We start from the raw sequence: 19,370 nt of genomic DNA, 5'->3' as shown, positions 1-19,370 counted from the left end.
TTCTCCTTTTTTCAAAATCTATTAATATCCAACACTCATTAAATAATCCACACTTTGTTTTACATCGCGTAAACTGGTATCAGCGTTTCTAGGGTCCCGTTCCTGTTCAATCGTGATATAGCCATGGTAATTGATCTCTTTTAACAAAGAATGAATGGAATTGTAATCTATGATGCCCTGTCCGATTGGGCACATGACTCCTTTGGCGCAAGCGTCAAAAAATCGAATATGATCTCCCATAACTTGATCGTAAACATCTAGATCAATATCCTTAAAGTGGACATAATCCAGACGGTCCTTGCTGTCTTTAAGCCATTGAACCGGATCCATTTTTGAATAATAGAGATGCCCTGTATCCAAGCAAAGTCCTGCTATTTCATAAGGAATATCTTCTAAAAGCTGCTTTATTTCATCTTCAAATTCGATATAACCGCCAGCGTGCGGATGGATCACCGGACGTACACCATACGTATTCCACGCCCGTTCTGAAAGAGCGCGAATATGTCTCATCATTCTATTCCAATCCTTTGCGGGTAATCTTGGTGCCCGATCTGGATGGCCGGCATTATAATCCCTTTCATCATGCCCCCAATCAATAATAACCAAATATGGAGTTAGGAATTTTTGACCCTCCTCCTTTGGGGAAGGCGGAAGTTTTGTTATCAAAGAACAAATATCGTCTACTTGCTTTAACAAATTTTCCAAATTACTTTCTGATACTAAATCATCAAAAATGGTCCCCGCGATGATCGTCAGGTCATTTTTGGAGAGCTCGACTTGTACTCTATCGATATCCATAGGAATATAGCCATATGGACCTAACTCAATACCTTTATAACCAGCTTGCGATGCCTCATTTAAAACTCTCTCCCATGGTGGCAAATAAGGGTTTTTAGGATCATCCACACCCCAGCAACAAGGCGCTCCTGAAATTTTAATACTCATTTGAAACACCTCCAAAACTTATAAATTAATTATAAAACCAGCCTAAATTAATCGCTTTCACTATCTTGTTTAATTTAAGCGGTTTATTCAACATAAATAATAAAAAGTTTCACTATCTTGTTTTTTATAGTTTTTGAGAGATTTTGAATGATTTTTAACGCGAGATTCTTTAAATTTCCCGCGAAATGTAGAATCCTGTTATTTAGTTGCTAATATAGTACGTTTTAGAATTTGAAGGCCGCAGTTACCTATTAAGAGGAGAACTAAGAGAAAAAATAAAAAGCAATAGTGACTATTGCTTTTTAGCTTTCATATATTTGAATAGACTGAGTTTCTACTGTTCTTTTTTAATCCATAGCTGTCGGTATTTTTTGGGAGACATGCCGACTGTTTTAGAAAAGAGGGTCGTAAAGTAGCTGGTATTATCGTAGCCAACAATACCAGCAATATTTGTAACACTTTCGTTTGTGTTAATAAGTAATGACTGTGCTTCCCCAATTCGACGTCGAATAATATATTGAATCGGAGAAAAACCAGTCGATTCCTTGAAAACATGTGCCAAATAATAGTGACTTATGTGAAGTGTTTCTGAAAGAGAATTCAATGAAATTTCCTCCAGATAATGTTCATCAATATAGGCCTTGATATTGTTTGATAATAATGATTCTTCGGATTTTGATAATACGTGGTTTTCCTGAGGGATTTGTAAAATATGGGCAATAATAGCACGAAGCAGATAACTGCATATTTCCTCTGCTCCAGTTTTTCCCTCGGAAATTTGTGAATACATCATTTCTAACAATGAATCAATATTGGAAGCGCCCTCTCCACTACGCAAAACGTAGGAAGCTTCCTTTGAAACTAAATGATTTTTTGGTAACCCAGCGAGTTTCACATTTGTAATACCTAAACAAAAAACGCTCATATTTGTCTCCGGATTCCCATATTCATCGTGAAGAACGCCTTCATTATATATTAAAATATCACCTTTAAGGGTTTTATATTGCCGTTCACCAATCAAATGACTGCCATTTCCCTCTTTTATAAAAATGATTTCCAATAGATCGTTGTGCATATGCATCGTTCTAGGTAAGCTTGTGTGAGTAGGATCAACATTACAAATATAGAGCAATTTAGGGACTGAACCATTTTCGAATGTTGGATTAAAGTCCTTTTTTACAAAATACTGAGTCATTATGATTCCTCCTAAAACATTGCTGTAGCTTTCTTTATAAATGAGACTGTTAACCCAAAGTTTTAATTACCTTCTAACTAGACTTTAAACGATGAATATCACAAATGACAACTTATTTTATCACTCTGCTCTTCTTCAAAAATTTAACGGCCTCCCTGAGTCCTTTTATACTTAACCCCATCTTTTCACCAAAGCCCTTATTGAACAAATAAAAAAAAGAGAAATATTGAGAATAATTCACATTTAAACGCTTTCATTATGAATGTCAGCGTTTTTTTCGTACATGTTTTCGTTTTCATCATGATTGCTAAAGGGACTCACGAGGTACAATATTAAATTAAACCAAAGTAATTCCCAGGGAGGAATCATGATGAAAAGAATAATGAAATTCATTGAACATACAATGCAATCTTTTAAAGATTCTATGGATCAATATGGAAATGCACGAATCACTTTTTATGAAAGTATGTCTGCTTTAGGCAAAAAAAATAATCTCATTTTACAAAGACTATAAAAAACATATTCTATAGATGAAAGCTAAAATAAAATAACATAACTACCTTGACATAATGGAATCCCACCTAAAAAAGTAGAGATGTCATGTCATCTCTACTTTTTTAGGTGTAAGTGAATTTTAATAATTCCATCTAACTGGAAGAAATAAATGTTAATCTCAATAACTAAGAGTTTGTTTTAAAGCATCAACTGATGTTCTGATTCCTGCCTCACCGGACATTGTCAGATCTTCCATTTCAAGTGAAACTTCACCGTTATACCCCATCATGCGAACAACAGAGAAGAATTCTTTCCACCATTGCAAATCTCGACCGCAGCCGACGGCCACATAATTCCATGCCCTATTTGCTGTATCCGTAACTTCTTTTGTTTCCAATACGCCATTAATTGCAGATAAATGTCTTTCAAGTCTTACATCTTTGCCGTGAACATGGTGAATGGCAGCTCCTAATTCTCTTGCTGCAATAATTGGATCTGCACCCATCCAAATTAAATGGCTTGGGTCTAAATTCAAGCCAACCATAGGTCCGACTGCATTCTGCAATCTAAATAATGTTGCTGGATTATAGACTAGTTGCGAGCTGAAATTTTCAAGGGCAATTTTTTCGACACCGCATGATTCAGCCTTTTTCACTAACTCTTTCCAATATGGGATAGCTACTTCATTCCATTGATAATCCAAAATCTCTTTTAATACTGGGGGCCAGCTGACTGTATAAGTAATCCAGTTAGGAATTTTATCTTCCGGGCTTCCTGCCGGCAGACCGCTCATCATAATGACCTTCTTCACACCAAGTAAACCAGCTAATTCCATTGTTTTTTCTGTTACTTCTCTGTGCTCTTTGCCAAGTTCACCTGGATCTAAAGGATTCCCGGAACAATTCAATGCGCAAAGCTTAATATTCCGCTTTTCTAATTCACCTAAAAATTCACTTCTTTTTGCTTCACTTTCTAGCAATTCATTTAAACGCAAATGTGGAGCCGGTGACCAGCCTCCTGTTGTCATCTCAATGGTATCAATCCCCATTTCAGCTACCGTATCCAACATTTTTTCAAAAGGCAAATGGCCTAAGCTATCCGTTACATATGACAATCTCATGTTAAAAACCTCTCTCAATCTAGTTTATTGTTATGCCAAAACTAAGCTATTTTTATATAAAGCTGGACATTCATCCAGTTGAATTTGTACACGTTCCCCCGTATCTCTTGCCTTTGAACAAGCCGTAGAAGTAATCGCCGCCACATATCCATCCCAAGCATTAGGTCCATTTAATTCATCTGCTTTCACGGAATCAACCCAAAGCTGAAACTCTCTATCATATGCCTTTACAAAGCGATCTTTCCAATCGGATGATACTTTTGTAAAATCCTTCCCCTCCGTCCGGACGCTTGAGAAAGCTGGATCGGTTAGAGATACCATTCCTTCTTCACACATTACTTCACATTTAATATCATAGCCGTAATGGCAATTTACAAAGATTTCAATATCAATATGGATGCCCGACTCTGTTTCTAAAATGACAATCTGAGGATCATGTAAGTCCTTATGTGCACTTGATGTTCTTTTTGGCAAAATCACTTGTGCCGCTACATAGTCCTCTTTCAGTAACCATCTTAATACATCAATTTCATGAACAACTGAATTTTCAACTGCCATAGGTGTAGTATAGCTTTCATCAACGCCAGGATTTCGGTGAGCACAGTGAAGCATTAGTACTTCTCCAAGCTTTCTGCTATCAAGCATTTCTTTAATTTCTTCGTATCCTTGATCATATCTTCTCATATATCCTACTTGAACTAATTTTTTACCTAGTTTTATTTCTTCATCAACGATTCTTTTACAGCCCTCCACTTCAACAGCTAAAGGTTTTTCACAAAATACATATTTTTTATTTTTTATAGCTTCTAAGACATAACCCTCATGTGTTGGATCCCAAGAGGTAACGACTACTGCATCAACCTCAGGTAATTGGATTAGCTCTTCTCCAGTTGCTACAAATTTAGCACCAACTTCTTGAGCAATTTGTTGCGCTCTTTCCACATTAATATCAGAGACTGCAACCACCTTTGCTCCCTTTGTTTTATATGTAAGTCTTCGAATATGATCCATCCCAATTGCACCTGTACCAATAACACCAATCTTTAATTCCACAATAAACACTCCTTATTAATAATTTTCTTAAATTAAGCACTTTCCTATAAAAATCTCACTAGTATTTTTATAGGAAAGTTAGCAATCTATAAAACACAAGATTTTGTAGACGCATACATATTTATATGTAACTCGCCTTTTTTCTTTTTAGACAACAGAAGTTGTTATTTTGATGCTGCAACTTTCTCATCAGCATGAACTTCATCATAGGTGCGGAAGTAACTTTCAATCTCCTCAAGAGAGCGTCCTTTTGTTTCTGGCATCATTTTCCAAATAAAAGTAATTGATACCAACCCTACTGCCGAGAAAGCATAGAATGTTCCTGATAAGCCAACTTTTTCGATTAAAATTGGGAACAAGAGACCAATTACGAAATTGGTTATCCAGAGAAAGAAAACGCTGATCCCCATGCCGAGGCCTCTCAGTCTTAACGGGAATATCTCTGAAAGTGAAACCCATAATACCGGTCCAATGGCTCCTTGCATGATCGCTAGAAACGTGACGGTCAGGGAAAGTATTACATATGGAAGGGATGCATTCCCTTTCAGAAGGGAAGAAAACACTCCAATAAGTAAAAGTACCGTTGTTGTTCCAGTTAACCCACTCAGCATCATGGATCGACGTCCCACTTTTCCAAGCAGCCAAATTCCAACGAAAGTTGCCAATACCGAGATTACCCCATTAGCTACATTACCGATAAGAGCTGCCTTTGTAGCAAACCCCGCTTCTTTCAGAATTTCAGAACCATAATACATAATCGAATTGACGCCTGTAAGTTGTGACGACATGGCAATTCCAATCCCAAGAACAACTATGCGTCGCACCCAAGGCACTCCCAAATCTTTCATTGTTGCTTTCTGAATTTCAGATTCTGTAGCAATTGCAGCTTTAATTTCTTGCAATTCTGCTTGGGCCCTGTTTTCTTCACGTACTTGTTGGAGAACACGTAAAGCTTCCCCCATTTTTCCTTGTGATGCCAGCCAGCGTGGGCTTTCAGGTACTATTAGCATTCCAAACCAGAGGACAACTGCCGGAAGTGATGCTACTACTAGCATGTAACGCCAAACGTGATCATTTTCTCCTAGTGTTGAAGCAATGGTGGCATTAAGCGCGAATGCTAGAAATTGGCCAGTAACAATCATTAACTCGTTCTGAGTAACCAACCTGCCCCGCCGTTCGACTGGTGCCATTTCTGCTAAAAAGGTTGGGACTGTAACGGAGGCTCCTCCGACAGCCAGGCCAAGTAGAAAACGAAAAACAAGCATAATACCTGCATTGGGTGAAAAGGTACATCCTAGCGCTGCAATAAAGAATAATAATGCCAGACTAAGAATATTCTTTCGTCGGCCGTTACGATCTGACAGCCTACCGCCAAACACTGCCCCAAGCGCCGCTCCGAAAAGAAGTGAACTCGTAACAAGTCCTTCTGTTAACGGATTAAGATTGAGCTGGTCGGGTTTCGCCATATATGGAAGTGCACCGTTGATTACACCGGTATCATAACCAAACAGCAGTCCCCCGAATGTCGATATTAAAGTAATGATTCGTAAAAAAGCCTTTGGAGTACGCCCCTTCTCAGTTACCTGATTTGCCATAAATATTTCTCCCCCACATTTTAATGTTAAAAATGAACTTCCGAGCCATTTATGTATAATTCCTTGAGTCTCCTTAGGCTCAATTTCATTGATTTTTTAAAAAGGTTTTTTACGCATACGCTTGCATTTTTGATTTAAAAAAACGGTTAATTTAATCAAGATATTTTACTAATTTTCATAGATATCCTTCTATTTATCCTCGTTTAATGCATACGATTGCATTTAGCTCCTAAAAAAATAGTAAGTTACTAATTTTCATCTTCTAAAGAATCTTAGGTTTATGCATACGCTTGCATTTTTAAGAAAGAAAAAGGAGTAAGTTAGACTTTTCCTCCGCAAGAATCTCTGATAACTAATGTAGGACTAATTTCTAGTTTTTGTTTCATGGTGGATGTTGAATTTAATTTCTCTAATAACAATTTACATGTAAGTGTGGCAATTTCTTTTATAGGTTGATGGATGGTTGATAGATATGGTTTATAGAAAGTACATAACTCAATATCATCAAATCCTATAACGGCTATCTCATTAGGAACCTTTATTTCCAGTTCCTTCAATGCCGAGATTGCCCCCAGTGCCATCAAATCATTCTGAGCAAAAATGGCTGTCACATCTTTTAAAATATCCATATTTTCCTTTATCAAGCGGTAACCCGAATGGAAAGTCGTGTCCCCATAAAATAATTTATCACCATCATACTGGAGATGATGATCTCTGAACGCTGCTTTAAAGCCTTCAGTCCGTTGTTCAAACTCACTGCCGCTGATATTAGCTGACAAACACATGATGTTCCTATGACCAAGTTTAATTAAGTGATCACCCGCAATATACCCACCTTTATACTGGTCAACACAAACAAAATCTACATCCTTTGTTTTATAAAAGGGTGGTAAATACTTGCAGAATATGAAAGGGACTTCCATTTTTTCTAGTGCTTCTATGGATTTATCATCTAAAGACGGCTCCATAATAATCAGTCCATCTACTTTCTTTGCAGCAATGAATCTTTCGATATTATTTTGTTCTGTAAACCTATTCTCAAAAAATGAGCTAATAACATCCATTTGCATCTGTTCAAGAGTTTCGATAATTTCATTCTGCCATGAGCTAAAGTACACTTCTATACCCTGTCCAAATAAACTTTTAGGTAAAATGACACCTATCGTATTGGTTTTATTCGCACTTAAGCTTCTTGCATTAGCATTAAATTGAAAGCCATGCTCTTGTGCGATTTTCCAAACTTTTCTCTTGGTTTTCTCTGAAATCATGGGACTGTCATTTAAACATCTGGAGACAGTAGATTGACTCACATTCGCCATTTTTGCAATATCTTTCGTGGTGATTGCCATAATAGCATTTTCGCCTCTTTATGATCTATTTTTATTAGACTACGCATACGTATGCGTTTTGAATTATAGTTTATACTATTCAGTCTATAAAATCAATAAAGAGTTCACTTTTTGTCCATGTTACTGAATACAATTGGGATAAATCATTTTTAGAAGTTCCCTTGTTTACAATTTGGCTGCGCGGAAAGTAGTAAATTCCTTTATCTTTTTAGTCGATCCCTCCCTTTCAACTAGTTTAAAGCTATCCCCAGTTCCATTGGTTAACTATTGAATAACTTATGAGTAAATATTAATATTAAAAGCGTTTTCAGTCAATAGTTGTTTCAACATTCACTAAAAAATTTTATTATTTTCTTCTAAAATATTAACTAAATCTCTAAAGGGTTACCCAGTATCAAAGAAAAATGTAACTATATTATATTTATTGTGTTTACTTTTCCAGACCTGCTCCAAAACTACAGTTCTAAGCTCATTTTGCACTTTTTGGAGAAGAACCCTTTAAGAGTTCTTCCCCAGATCTTAACTTCTTATTGTACCGTTCTTTCCTTTACAGCCCGGCTGTTTCCCGGATGTAGTTCCTTGCTTTCACTGCATATTCAAATGGATTGGCAATTGCCGGATCCTGTTCCGCCTCGACTACAAACCAGCCTTTATAGTTTGCTTCGCTTAGCACCTTAAATACCGGTTTGAAATCAATGACGCCGTCTCCTGGTACGGTGAAGACCCCTGATTTTACAGCCTGCAAAAAGCTCATTTTTTCACTATGTACTCTTTCCACAACTTCCAAACGGACATCCTTTAAGTGAACGTGATGGATCCGATCAACGTATTTTTTTAACACTGCCAGGTGATCTTCGCCAGAGAATACAAGATGACCTGTATCGTAAAGAAGGGATACTTTTTCAGGGTCGGTTCCTTCCATTAAACGGTCGATTTCTGTTGTGGTTTGCACGCCTGTCCCCATGTGGTGGTGGTAGACAACTTTCATGCCTTTTTCAGCCGCCAGGTCGCCAAGGTGAGTCAGCCCTTCCAATAAGAGCTTCCATTCTTCTTCAGAATTAACAGGTTTATTTGCAAATAGCGGTGTTTCCATTTGGCCTTGGATGCTGTTGCCTTGTTCTGAGACAACAATTACTTTTGCACCCATTTCATGAAGAAAATTGCGGTGTTCTAAAAAAGCTTTTTCAGTTACTTCAAATGGCTTTGATGTTAAAAAGGAACTAAACCAAGCACTTGCAATCTCTAATCCTCTTAAAGAAAGTGCCTTTTTTAAAACCTCTGTGTCTCGCGGATACTTGTTTCCCACTTCACTTCCCGAAAAACCGGAAAGCGCCATTTCGCTTATGCATTGCTCGAAGGTAGCTTCGCTGCCGAGTTCAGGCATATCATCGTTCGTCCAGCCTATCGGGGCAATCGCTAACTTTACTTGATTTTCATTAAACATCCTATCTTCCTCCATCAAAGTATTTTTTCAAAATGAAAAAAGAGAAGAGGCAGACCTATTTCCGCCTACCCTTTCCCTTTTATTTTCTTGTTACTTAGTAACCAGTGCCTTCATTTCTATTAAACTACTGGTACACTCTGCTTCAACTGAACAGGAACACCCTTTTCAAGCGATTCTTTTGCGGCCCTCGCGATTTTTTGTGCTTGTAAACCATCAAAACCTGTACAAGTGATTTCTCTATTTTCAAGAATAGCAGAAGCAAATTCTGACACTTCATCGATATACGCTTGAGTGTAACGCTCTAGGAAAAAATAAAGCGGCTTATCTTTCGTAACACTTTCTGCTGTTGAAACTTCAACAGTAGTAGGACGATTGTTATCAGCTTGTGCTGCCCCTTTGGCACCAAAAACTTCAAGGCGCTGATCATAACCGTATACTGCTTGGCGGCTGTTATCAATGACTCCAAGAGCTCCATTGGCAAATCTTAAAGTTACGATAGCGGTATCAATATCACCTGCATCGCCAATTGCCGGGTTAACAAGGACTGCCCCTGCTGCTGATACTTCTACAACTTCACTACCTATTACATAGCGGGCCATATCGAAATCATGAATCATCATATCCATAAACAATCCACCTGAAGCTTTCACATAGTCAACACCTGGCGGCTCCGGGTCACGGGAAGTAATTCGTAAAATGTGTGGCTGACCAATTTGACCATCTTTGACAAGTGTTTGAATTCTCCGGAAATTCGGATCATAGCGGCGGTTAAAACCAATTTGCAGCTTTACCCCGGCTTTTTCAACAACTGCCAATGCTTCCTCTGTTTCTTCTACTGAAAAACTTACTGGTTTTTCACAGAAGATATCTTTGCCGGCAAGTGCGGCTTCTTTAATGATTGTTGCGTGAGTATTGGTTGGTGAACAAATGAAAACGGCTTGAATTTCCGGATCATTTAGCAGTTCGTGATAATCAGATGTTAAAACCTCAATTTGTTTTTCTTTTGCCCATGATTCAAGGTGATCTATAAAAACATCTGAAACACTTTTAATGCGAATTTGTTGGACTTTTTTTAAGTTGTCTACATGTAATTTTCCAATCCGGCCTGCGCCAATTACTCCTACTGTTAATGATGACATTGTGATTCCTCCTATTTATTTAACGTAATGTTTGGTTAAGCGCTTACCCTATCCGCACGCCGAAATATCAATCAGCGTCATTAAAGATTCTTTAAGTTTCTTACAGATTTACGTTCGACCAACCTAGGTGAAAGCATAATTCGCTGCTGCGGAATCTTTGGGTCTTTTATTAGCTTTAAAAGCTGATCCATCGCAAATTTTGCCAACTCCTGCTTTGGCTGTGCAATTGTCGTTAAGCCGGGTTCGGTTAATTCCGCGTAAATCGAATTATCAAAGCCAACTATTGATAGATCATTTGGTATGTGGATATGTGCTTTTCGTGCTTCCTTGATGAAAATTGCCGCAATTAAATCTGTTGAAGCAAACACTGCTGTCGGCCTATTCTCCAATTGCAATATCTTCCTTGCTGCAGCTTTTGCATCGTCTAATTTAGACATAGCATTCAAAGTCCATTCATCCTTTAAGACAACCCCTTCATCAGTGAGGGATTTTTTAAAGCCTTCAAGGCGCATTCTGCCGCTGGCCCGGTTTTGCTCTGCGATTATAGCAACTTCTCTATGCCCCATATCAAGGAGGTACCTTCCTGCCATATATCCCCCTCGTACATCATCCGTTGTTACAATATGTGATGAAAAACGGAGGCTGTCAACAGAAAACATTAAATGCGGTATAGCCCTTTTTTGAAGACTTTTATAAGCCTTCCAATCTTCAGGCTCTGTCGCAATAATAATCCCGTCAACCTGTTTTTTTTGTAGTAATTCTAAATAATCATGTTCGCGTTCAATCTGGTAATCGGTACTGCACAAAATAATGGAATAGCCCATTTCCCTGGCGTTGTTTTCCAACGCACGGGCAACTTCGGCAAAAAAGGCATTTGAAATATCAGGAACAAGTACACCTATTGTAAAGGTTTTTTTACCTGTTAATGCCGCAGCAACACTGCTTGGCTGATATTCAAGCTCACCCATTATTTTCAGAACTTTATTTCTCGTTTCCTCACTAATACGACCTGTATCGTTAATTACCTTGGAAACGGTTGCAATCGAGACTCCTGCCTTTTCAGCTACATCATAGATCGTAGGCTTCATTTTGCTCCAAACTCCCTTTCCAAAATCCTTATGTTGATATTATTTTACCACAAAGGATTAACAGGGAATGCGATGCTATGTTGGAATCTCTTTTATAAAACAAATTTCCTGTTTTATCTTTAAGCTTTCAAAAACATTTTTGAAATCACATTAGCCATTAATTACCTACATATTGTTTAATCTTAGAAAGTGACTCATCCACATTTTCTTTAGTAATCACGTTAGCACCGGAATCAATCCGTTTGTCAACTGACTTTCCATGAATCGCTTTAACCGCTGCATCTACCGCCATATAACCAATCTTATACGGATCCTGGGCTACCTCAGCATCCAGCCCGCCTGCCTTAATCGAATTTAGTCCCTCTGATGTTCCGTCGAACCCAACAACCTTTACTTTGCTGTTTTTTGATTGAACAGCACGTAATGCACCTAATGCCATATCCTCACTTGTTACGAATACTGCTTTAATTTTAGGATTTGATTGAAGAATATTTTGCATTACATTCATCGCTTTCGCTCTGTCACTATCAGCAGGTTGAATCGTCACGACATTAATACCAGCTGCTTTCAGGGCTTTTTCTGCTCCATTACTCCGGTCATCGTGGGTTTTATCACCTAAAGCTCCACGAATGATGGCTACCTTATCTCCTTTATGAAGTTTATTGGCCATGTATTTTCCACCTTCTTGACCAGCCACTAAGTTTCCTGTTCCTACGAAACTAACTTTATTAGCATAGTTTGCATCTGTATCTGCCAAAATGACAGGAATCTTATTTCTATTGGCCTGTTGAAGAACATTAAGTACGGTAGCAGGTTGGCTAGGTGCAACTACCAAAGCATTAACGTTATTGGTAATTTGATCTTGAATCAGCGTAACTTGTTTTTGTACATCCGTTTCAGCACTAGGCCCCATTACTTCTACAGTAACTCCATCTTTTTTACCCGCATCCATTGCACCACGCTGAACCAGCTTCCAGTATTCACTATTTAAAGCTTTAAGAACAACAGAGACCTTTACTTCTTCATTTGAAGCAGACTTATTAGAACCAGAAGCAGTCTTGCTTGTCCCAGAAGAAGCCGAATTACTGCATCCCCCCATTACTAATCCGGCCCCTAATACACTCATCATTAAAATCCCGCTAAGTTTTTTCATCATTTCTGCCCCCTTAAAATTTAAGTTAGAAATCGTATTCTCCCGAGCATTAGTCTTTGATGATATTTTTTGGAATCAACTTTCACACACTGAATTAGTTTTTCTTACTTTTGCGTTGACGAAGAACGTCAACGTACACTGCCGCTATGATAACCAATCCGATTACCGCAAGTTGAGCATCTGCGGAAACGTTAAGAAGGTTAAGGCCGTTCTGAAGAACAGCAATGACTAGTGCCCCGATTAATGTGCCGGAAACTGTACCAACCCCGCCAAAAAAGCTGGCGCCGCCAATAATAACAGCTGCAATGGCATTCGTTTCATAGTTTAGTCCTGCAAGAGGGAATGCCGAGTTAACTTGCCCTACCATTACCAATCCCGCAAGTCCCGCCATCAAACCACTAAGTGAATAAACGATCATCAGCACTCGGTCGACGTTTATCCCAGACAGACGGGCGGCTTCCTTATTGCCCCCGATTGCATAAATATAGCGGCCTGTCTTTGACCTTGTAAGGAAAATGTGAAACAGTACATAAACAACAATGACAAGAAGAAAGCTCACCGGAATTGGACCAACAAATTGATTTCCGGCAAATTGAATGGCAGCCGGGAAACCGGCAATCGGTGCGGCTGCGGTTACAATAAGAGCAATTCCGCGGCCGATGAATTGTGTACCGAGCGTAGAGATAAACGGGTGCGGTAAATGCAGCTTCGTTAATAACACTCCGTTTACCCATCCTAATAAAGTCCCTACACCAAGACAAACGATCATACCAATAAATGGGTTCATATGCAGGTTAACGGTAATGATCCCCATTAACATGATCGAAACGGCAAGAATTGCACCAACTGACAAGTCAATCCCTGCTGTTAAGATTGCTAAAAGCATCCCAAGCCCCATTAATGCATTAATGGATGATTGACTAGCAATATTCATAAGGTTATTTACGGTTAAAAACTTATCTGATAGGGAGGTCAGGATGACAATCAAGATGACAAGAGCTAATAGAGGTCCCAGCTTACCAATTACTTTCTTTAAAGTGATCTTTTCTTTTGGATCTGTGTTCACTGAAAGATTCTTTTCTGATTCTGTCACTAATTGAACTTGACTCATTTTCTCATCCCCCTGTAGCTGCTTTCATTATTCGATCCTGCGAAGCCTCTTCAATCGGTAAATTTGCAGTTAATTTTCCTTCACTCATTACCAGCACTCGATCACACATCCCGAGAATTTCAGGAAGGTCCGAAGAAATCATTAACACGATGGAACCGTTTTCAACCAATTGATTCATCAAGCGATAAACCTCAACTTTCGCCCCTACGTCTATCCCTCTTGTCGGTTCATCAAAGATAAATACCTTCGCATGTGTGCATAACCACTTGGCAATAACAACCTTTTGCTGATTTCCGCCACTCAAGTTCCTGGAGTTAAGTTCAATGTTACCAGGACGAATTTTTAACTCTTTTACATACTTTTGTGCTTCCTTGCGCATTCCTTTTACATCCAGCAAACCTGTACTGCCTTTAAATTTGTCCATATTCGCTATAGCAATATTAAAGTCAAGCGTCATGTCGAGCAGTAGACCTTCACTTTTGCGATCCTCTGTAATAAAAGCGATCCCTGCGTTTATGGCGTCGCGTGGAGATTTGATCTTCATTTCCTGACCATCAATAAAGACCTTCCCGCCTTTATGGTGGTCAACACCGAAAATAGATCTGGCCAATTCTGTACGGCCTGCTCCTACAAGTCCAGAGATTCCAACAATTTCCCCATAATGGATTGAAAAATTAACTGGTTCTGTCGTGCCTGCTACGATTAAATCTTCAACACGAAAGCCCTCTTTTCCAAGGGTAAAGGACTGCTTCGGAAACTTTTCATCTAATGATCGTCCCACCATCAGTTCAATCCAGTAATCACTATCAGTAGTTTTAACTGGTAAGGTTTCGATTTTAAATCCATCCCGAAGAATGGTTATCCGATCGCCAAGGTGTTTAATCTCCTCAAGGCGATGGGAAATAAAGATAATGGCGATGCCTTTTTTCTTAAGCTCTTCGACCACTTTATAGAGCTGTTCTACTTCCTGGGCGCTTAAACTGGATGTAGGCTCATCCATAATAATTAATTTGGCATCTAACGTGATTGCTTTTGCAATTTCAACTAACTGCTGCTGACCAATACCCAATGTTCCCAGTTGTTTATCTGCAAGTTTCGGGCTTTGGCCAAGCATCTCCAAGCAATGCTCCGCCTCTTTGCGCATTGCTTTATGGTTAAGCAAGGACATTTTTCCGCCGTGTTTTAATTCTCTGCCAAGAAAGATATTTTCGTAGACTTTCAGTTCAGGAATTACATTCAATTCTTGATAAATGGTGGCAATGCCTAGTTTCATGGAATCAACTGGGTTATTTAGTGTTACCACGTTCCCTTCCCAATAGATTTCTCCTGCGTCCTTTTGATGCACGCCTGTTAGAATCTTGATTAAAGTAGATTTTCCTGCACCGTTTTCCCCCAGCAGAACATGTACTTCACCCGGTTTTACGTCAAGATCGATTCCCTTTAATACATGGTTTTGAGCAAAACTTTTCTTAATTCCTTTAATTTCAAGGAGGCTCCCTGCACGTACAACCATATATGGTCTCCTTTCTGCAATTATACATTTTAGCTTTTAATAGTTTGTTGGTAAAGCGCTTACCCAAACGAGATAATGGTTTTATCATTTTTCAAGTAAGAAACAATTTTTTAATCTTTGCTAAGATGTTAGGATTTTTAATCACACTGCAGTCATAATCTGCGATCTGAACAGATTAAAGGCGGAACCAGTTGGATATAGGCAATGCCAACTGTGCTAAAATATCCCAGTGAATTTTCTGTAATTCCACCATTTTATTATTCCTTTTATTCCAATTAGGGTAAGCGCTTTCCTATTGCTTATATTGTAACCTACTTCTATTGGAAATTACAATTCTTATTTTTCAAAATTAACCCAAATTTTTTTATATTTTTAACATAAAATCATAAAATCAGTGTTATTTCGCTTAACTCTTGATACTATAACCAATTATACTTGGAGATATGATGGTTAACTTGTAGCGATTTAATGATTATATTTCTACTTTCGAAGTATCCCATGCCTTTAGTTTTTCTAATGAAGTTTTATAGTAATCGGTCAGAACCTGAAGATAATCTGGTCCTTTAACTGCTGTAAAAGGATTTGGACCTTCCGCAGTCATCTCCATAATGATTGGCCCAGTATAATTGATTTCATGTAATGCTTCAACTTGGCCTTTTATATTGGAATGGCCATTTCCAACAGCTTGACGATTAGAGTCAGCCACATGATAAACTCCTAACTTACTTCCTGCTTTTCTTAATGCATCAATAGGGTCTGCCTCCTCAATATTCATATGATAAGCATCTAAAAGAATAGATAAATTCGGACTATCAACAGAATCGAGTAGTTTCATGGCCTCTTGATTTGTAATAATTTGATGGTTTTCATAGCGATTTAACACTTCGAACACTACTTCGATATTTAAAGCTTCGGCTTTCTTCATCACTACCTTGGAACTTTCAACAAGAAGCTCCCAATCCTTTGCAAGATCTCCGCTTCCGGCTATTTTTCCCACATCGCCATGTAAACAAATTCGTTTTGCACCTAAATCGTTAGCCCAATCCAATAGATTTAAAAAGTAACCCACTGCCTCTAGCCTTATACCTTCATTTTCACTGGAAATATCGACATTATCAGGTGTAACAGATAATACCTTTAACCCGTATCTAGACAAGATATTTGCAAGCTCCTCTGGATCTTGCGTAAGATCACCTTGAACTTCTACACCATTTACACCAATATCCTTAGCTACTTTACACTTTTCTTCAACAGAAATATCACCAAAAGTCCATAAACATAAACCATATTCTCTACTCATTTTACTTCCTCCTAGTTACTAATTTTATTTAATATTTCTTTTATAGAGTCTAGTACTCTACTATTTTCAAAATAGGCTGAATTTTATATAGACTCTAGTACTTGAAAATACAAAACACCCGGATACTCACATTTATTAACAGTTTTTAACCAATCTTACTAACCTTACTCTGATTTAAATCATATTTATCTCTAAACTCATCCTCTATTTGTTCCAATGTCAGCCCTCTTGTCTCTGGCAAGTTTTTCGCAACAAATAATATCCCAATGAATCCAAACGCAGCAAATAAGAAAAATGTTCCTGACAGTCCGAGTATACTTAAAAGAGTAGGGAAAAATAGTCCCACTAGAAAATTACAAATCCATTGGGAGCATGTAGCAATCCCCATACTAAGACCACGAAGACGAACTGGGGCAATTTCAGCTATTACGAGCCATCCTAAAGGTCCAATAAACCCTTGAAAAAAGGCTAAGTACGTTACTGTCAATGTTAATACGATAAATGGTAAAATCGGTGAATCAGTTAGCGCAATATTAGTAAACCCAATCGCTATTAGAACCACCGTAACACCAGTAAAACCTATAAGCAGCATCGTCCGTCTATTCACTTTGTTAAGAAGGGACATACCAACGATAACAGCAATAACGGCAATTAATCCATTTGCTACGTTTGCAATCAAAGCTGTCTTGGTTCCAAAACCAGCATTTTCTAGAATTTGAGTTCCATAATACATAATAGAATTTATTCCTACCAACTGAGCAACTGACCCAACTACAACCCCTATTCCTACCATATATCGAACCCAAGGTACCCTTAATTCTTTTAGTGATGCTTTTTCTACTTTTTGCGATTCTTGAATATGTGCTTTTATTTCATTTAGTTCTTGTTGTGCAATACCCTCATTACGAATCATTTTCAGGACCTTCAGTGCTTCAGCCATTTTTCCTTTTGAGGCTAACCACCTGGGACTTTCTGGTAGAACAGCGACTCCAAACCATAATGCCACTGCCGGTAAGGTTGCAACAACTAACATATAACGCCAAACATGTCCTGTATCACCAAAGGCATTTCCAATAATGGCGTTAAATACATAAGCTAGAAATTGCCCAGTAACAATCATTAATTCATTTCGTGTAACCATCCTGCCCCGATGTTCCGACGGAGACATTTCCGAAAGATAGGATGGTATGATTACCGAAGAACCGCCTACAGCAAGGCCTAGAATGAAGCGAAAAATAATCATTACTGTTGCATTTGGTGCAGTAACACAACCCATTGTTGCAAATAAAAATATAATAGCAAGATACAGTATTAGACTTCTGCGCCCTTTTCGATCTGATAACTGTCCTCCCACTATTGAACCAAAGGCAGCTCCTAACGTTAGAGAACTTGCTACAAGCCCTTCTGTAAGAGGGGTAAGATTTAATTGTTCGGGCTTTGCCATAAATGGGAGTGAACCATTCATAACTCCTGTATCGTATCCGAATAATAGCCCCCCAAACGTTGATACAGTGGTAATTAATTTCAAAAACTTTTTTGGGTTCTTTTTCTTAAAATGATCCAATGGTACACCCGTATTTGAAATATTCTCCATTTAAAAATTCCCCTTATATTAATAAGTGATTAACTCTTGGGAAAAACAACTGTAAAATCCCTCTAAGATACAAAAAATCCTAATATTAAACTGAAATTAATTTTCAATCTATATAGCGCTTACAGAATTCTATTAAGGCATCTCCCTTTTCTATGTAGATTGGAATGAAATCCTGTTCTGATGTGAAACTGACATCATTCCTAGAAAATGGAGAAGAGCTTATCTTTCGTTCTTAGAAATTGGAGCCGTTGAATCACGAACAATCAAGAGCGGAGACATAACTACCCGTTGCATCACTTTATTTGATCGTTCTTTCTTATTGGTAATTTCATCAACAAGCAACTCTACTGCTTTGGCTCCCATTTCTTCTATCGGTTGAGCGATAGTCGTTAATGGCGGGTCACTAAGTTTTGCCAAAATACTATTATCAAATCCAACGATAGATAACTCATTAGGGATTTGTATCTTTAGAGTTCTTGCTGCACGGAAAACACCAAAAGCAAGTAATTCTGTCGAAACAAAAATGGCTGTAGGCCTGTTTTCTTGACTTTTCAATAAATTCAAGCATACCTGTCCACTTTCATCCAAATCTAAGGAACTATATAGGATGGTTAAATCATCAGAAGATAGCCCAGAATCTATTAATCCTTCTTTAAATCCCTTTACCCTGTTTTTTATGGAAGGAATATTGATGTTTTCTACGATCATGGCTATTTCCCGATGGCCTAACTTTGCTAAATATGTACCAGCTTCATACCCACCCTGAAAATCGTCTACCATTACTATATGAATGGGTAAATTAGGAACATCACGCGAAAGCATGACAACTGGAATATCCCCCTCTATTAATTGTTGAAAAGCGCGCCTATTTTTTAAACCAGTTGCAATAATCATTCCATCAACATACTTTTGTTTCAACATGGAAATATATTCATCTTCTTTGGTACTGTCATTATCAGTGCTGCATATAATGACATTAAACCCTTTTTTACGACCGTTGTCCTCAATTGCTCTTGTCACTTCAGCCATAAATGGATTAGAAATATCAGGAATCAACAAACCGATTGTTTTCATTGCCTTTTTAACGGAAGAAGCAATACTTGGCTGAAACTGTAATTCATCAATTACTTCCCAAATTCGTTTCCTAGTCTTTTCACTGATACTTCCCGTTCCGTTTAGTACCTTTGATACAGTAGATATAGAAACATCTGCTTTTTTTGCAACATCATAAATGGTTGGCTTCAACGCTAATCTCCCTTTCCCCAATTTCTATTTC

General features: G+C 38.2%; 16 protein-coding genes. 1 reads left to right on the top strand and 15 read right to left on the bottom strand.

Features of this window, described 5'->3' with window-relative positions:
* Positions 1 to 21: 21 nt before the first annotated feature.
* Positions 22 to 945, bottom strand: a complete 924-nt coding sequence (locus AAHB15_RS11390; protein WP_335574499.1) for a sugar phosphate isomerase/epimerase family protein — start codon at positions 943 to 945, stop codon at positions 22 to 24.
* 334 nt (positions 946 to 1,279) lie between these two features.
* Complete coding sequence (locus tag AAHB15_RS11385; protein ID WP_335574498.1) at positions 1,280 to 2,140, bottom strand: AraC family transcriptional regulator; 861 nt, start codon at positions 2,138 to 2,140, stop codon at positions 1,280 to 1,282.
* A gap of 367 nt (positions 2,141 to 2,507) precedes the next feature.
* On the opposite strand from AAHB15_RS11385, the gene AAHB15_RS11380 reads away from it, so the two are divergent.
* Positions 2,508 to 2,654: a hypothetical protein gene (locus AAHB15_RS11380; RefSeq protein ID WP_342042405.1), complete on the top strand. Its 147-nt coding sequence runs from the start codon at positions 2,508 to 2,510 to the stop codon at positions 2,652 to 2,654.
* Between the two features lie 159 nt (positions 2,655 to 2,813).
* Here the strand turns inward: AAHB15_RS11380 and AAHB15_RS11375 are convergent, their stop codons facing one another.
* The 13 genes from AAHB15_RS11375 to AAHB15_RS11315 all read right to left on the bottom strand — a co-directional run bounded on the left by AAHB15_RS11375 (position 2,814) and on the right by AAHB15_RS11315 (position 19,339).
* Entirely contained in the window at positions 2,814 to 3,755 is a 942-nt protein-coding gene (locus AAHB15_RS11375; RefSeq protein ID WP_335572104.1) for a sugar phosphate isomerase/epimerase family protein, read from the bottom strand.
* 30 nt (positions 3,756 to 3,785) lie between these two features.
* Positions 3,786 to 4,808, bottom strand: coding sequence for a Gfo/Idh/MocA family protein (locus AAHB15_RS11370; RefSeq protein ID WP_335572103.1), 1,023 nt, complete (start codon positions 4,806 to 4,808; stop codon positions 3,786 to 3,788).
* Between the two features lie 164 nt (positions 4,809 to 4,972).
* On the bottom strand, positions 4,973 to 6,403 hold the full coding sequence (locus AAHB15_RS11365; protein WP_335572102.1) for a sugar porter family MFS transporter: 1,431 nt from the start codon (positions 6,401 to 6,403) through the stop codon (positions 4,973 to 4,975).
* Positions 6,404 to 6,723: 320 nt separating this feature from the next.
* Positions 6,724 to 7,752, bottom strand: coding sequence for a LacI family DNA-binding transcriptional regulator (locus AAHB15_RS11360; protein WP_335572101.1), 1,029 nt, complete (start codon positions 7,750 to 7,752; stop codon positions 6,724 to 6,726).
* A 547-nt stretch (positions 7,753 to 8,299) separates the two neighbouring features.
* Positions 8,300 to 9,196, bottom strand: a complete 897-nt coding sequence (gene iolE, locus AAHB15_RS11355; RefSeq protein ID WP_342042404.1) for a myo-inosose-2 dehydratase — start codon at positions 9,194 to 9,196, stop codon at positions 8,300 to 8,302.
* A 119-nt stretch (positions 9,197 to 9,315) separates the two neighbouring features.
* A complete protein-coding gene (gene iolG / locus AAHB15_RS11350) occupies positions 9,316 to 10,335 on the bottom strand; it encodes an inositol 2-dehydrogenase (protein ID WP_335572099.1) in 1,020 nt (339 codons plus the stop codon).
* A gap of 80 nt (positions 10,336 to 10,415) precedes the next feature.
* Entirely contained in the window at positions 10,416 to 11,423 is a 1,008-nt protein-coding gene (locus AAHB15_RS11345) for a LacI family DNA-binding transcriptional regulator (RefSeq protein WP_335572098.1), read from the bottom strand.
* 157 nt (positions 11,424 to 11,580) lie between these two features.
* Positions 11,581 to 12,579 (bottom strand): sugar ABC transporter substrate-binding protein, encoded by a 999-nt coding sequence (locus AAHB15_RS11340; RefSeq protein WP_342042403.1) that lies wholly within the window; start codon positions 12,577 to 12,579, stop codon positions 11,581 to 11,583.
* A gap of 91 nt (positions 12,580 to 12,670) precedes the next feature.
* Positions 12,671 to 13,687 (bottom strand): ABC transporter permease, encoded by a 1,017-nt coding sequence (locus tag AAHB15_RS11335; protein ID WP_335572096.1) that lies wholly within the window; start codon positions 13,685 to 13,687, stop codon positions 12,671 to 12,673.
* 4 nt (positions 13,688 to 13,691) lie between these two features.
* Complete coding sequence (locus AAHB15_RS11330; RefSeq protein ID WP_335572095.1) at positions 13,692 to 15,200, bottom strand: sugar ABC transporter ATP-binding protein; 1,509 nt, start codon at positions 15,198 to 15,200, stop codon at positions 13,692 to 13,694.
* Between the two features lie 472 nt (positions 15,201 to 15,672).
* Positions 15,673 to 16,500 (bottom strand): sugar phosphate isomerase/epimerase family protein, encoded by an 828-nt coding sequence (locus tag AAHB15_RS11325; RefSeq protein ID WP_335572094.1) that lies wholly within the window; start codon positions 16,498 to 16,500, stop codon positions 15,673 to 15,675.
* A 145-nt stretch (positions 16,501 to 16,645) separates the two neighbouring features.
* A complete protein-coding gene (locus AAHB15_RS11320) occupies positions 16,646 to 18,094 on the bottom strand; it encodes a sugar porter family MFS transporter (protein ID WP_335572093.1) in 1,449 nt (482 codons plus the stop codon).
* Positions 18,095 to 18,313: 219 nt separating this feature from the next.
* Positions 18,314 to 19,339, bottom strand: coding sequence for a LacI family DNA-binding transcriptional regulator (locus AAHB15_RS11315; protein ID WP_335572092.1), 1,026 nt, complete (start codon positions 19,337 to 19,339; stop codon positions 18,314 to 18,316).
* Positions 19,340 to 19,370 lie beyond the last annotated feature (31 nt).

Origin of the sequence: Bacillus sp. OTU2372, assembly GCF_038440275.1 — a bacterium.
GTDB lineage: Bacteria > Bacillota > Bacilli > Bacillales > Cytobacillaceae > Neobacillus > Neobacillus bataviensis_B.
This window is presented reverse-complemented; position numbering and strand designations above follow the sequence as displayed.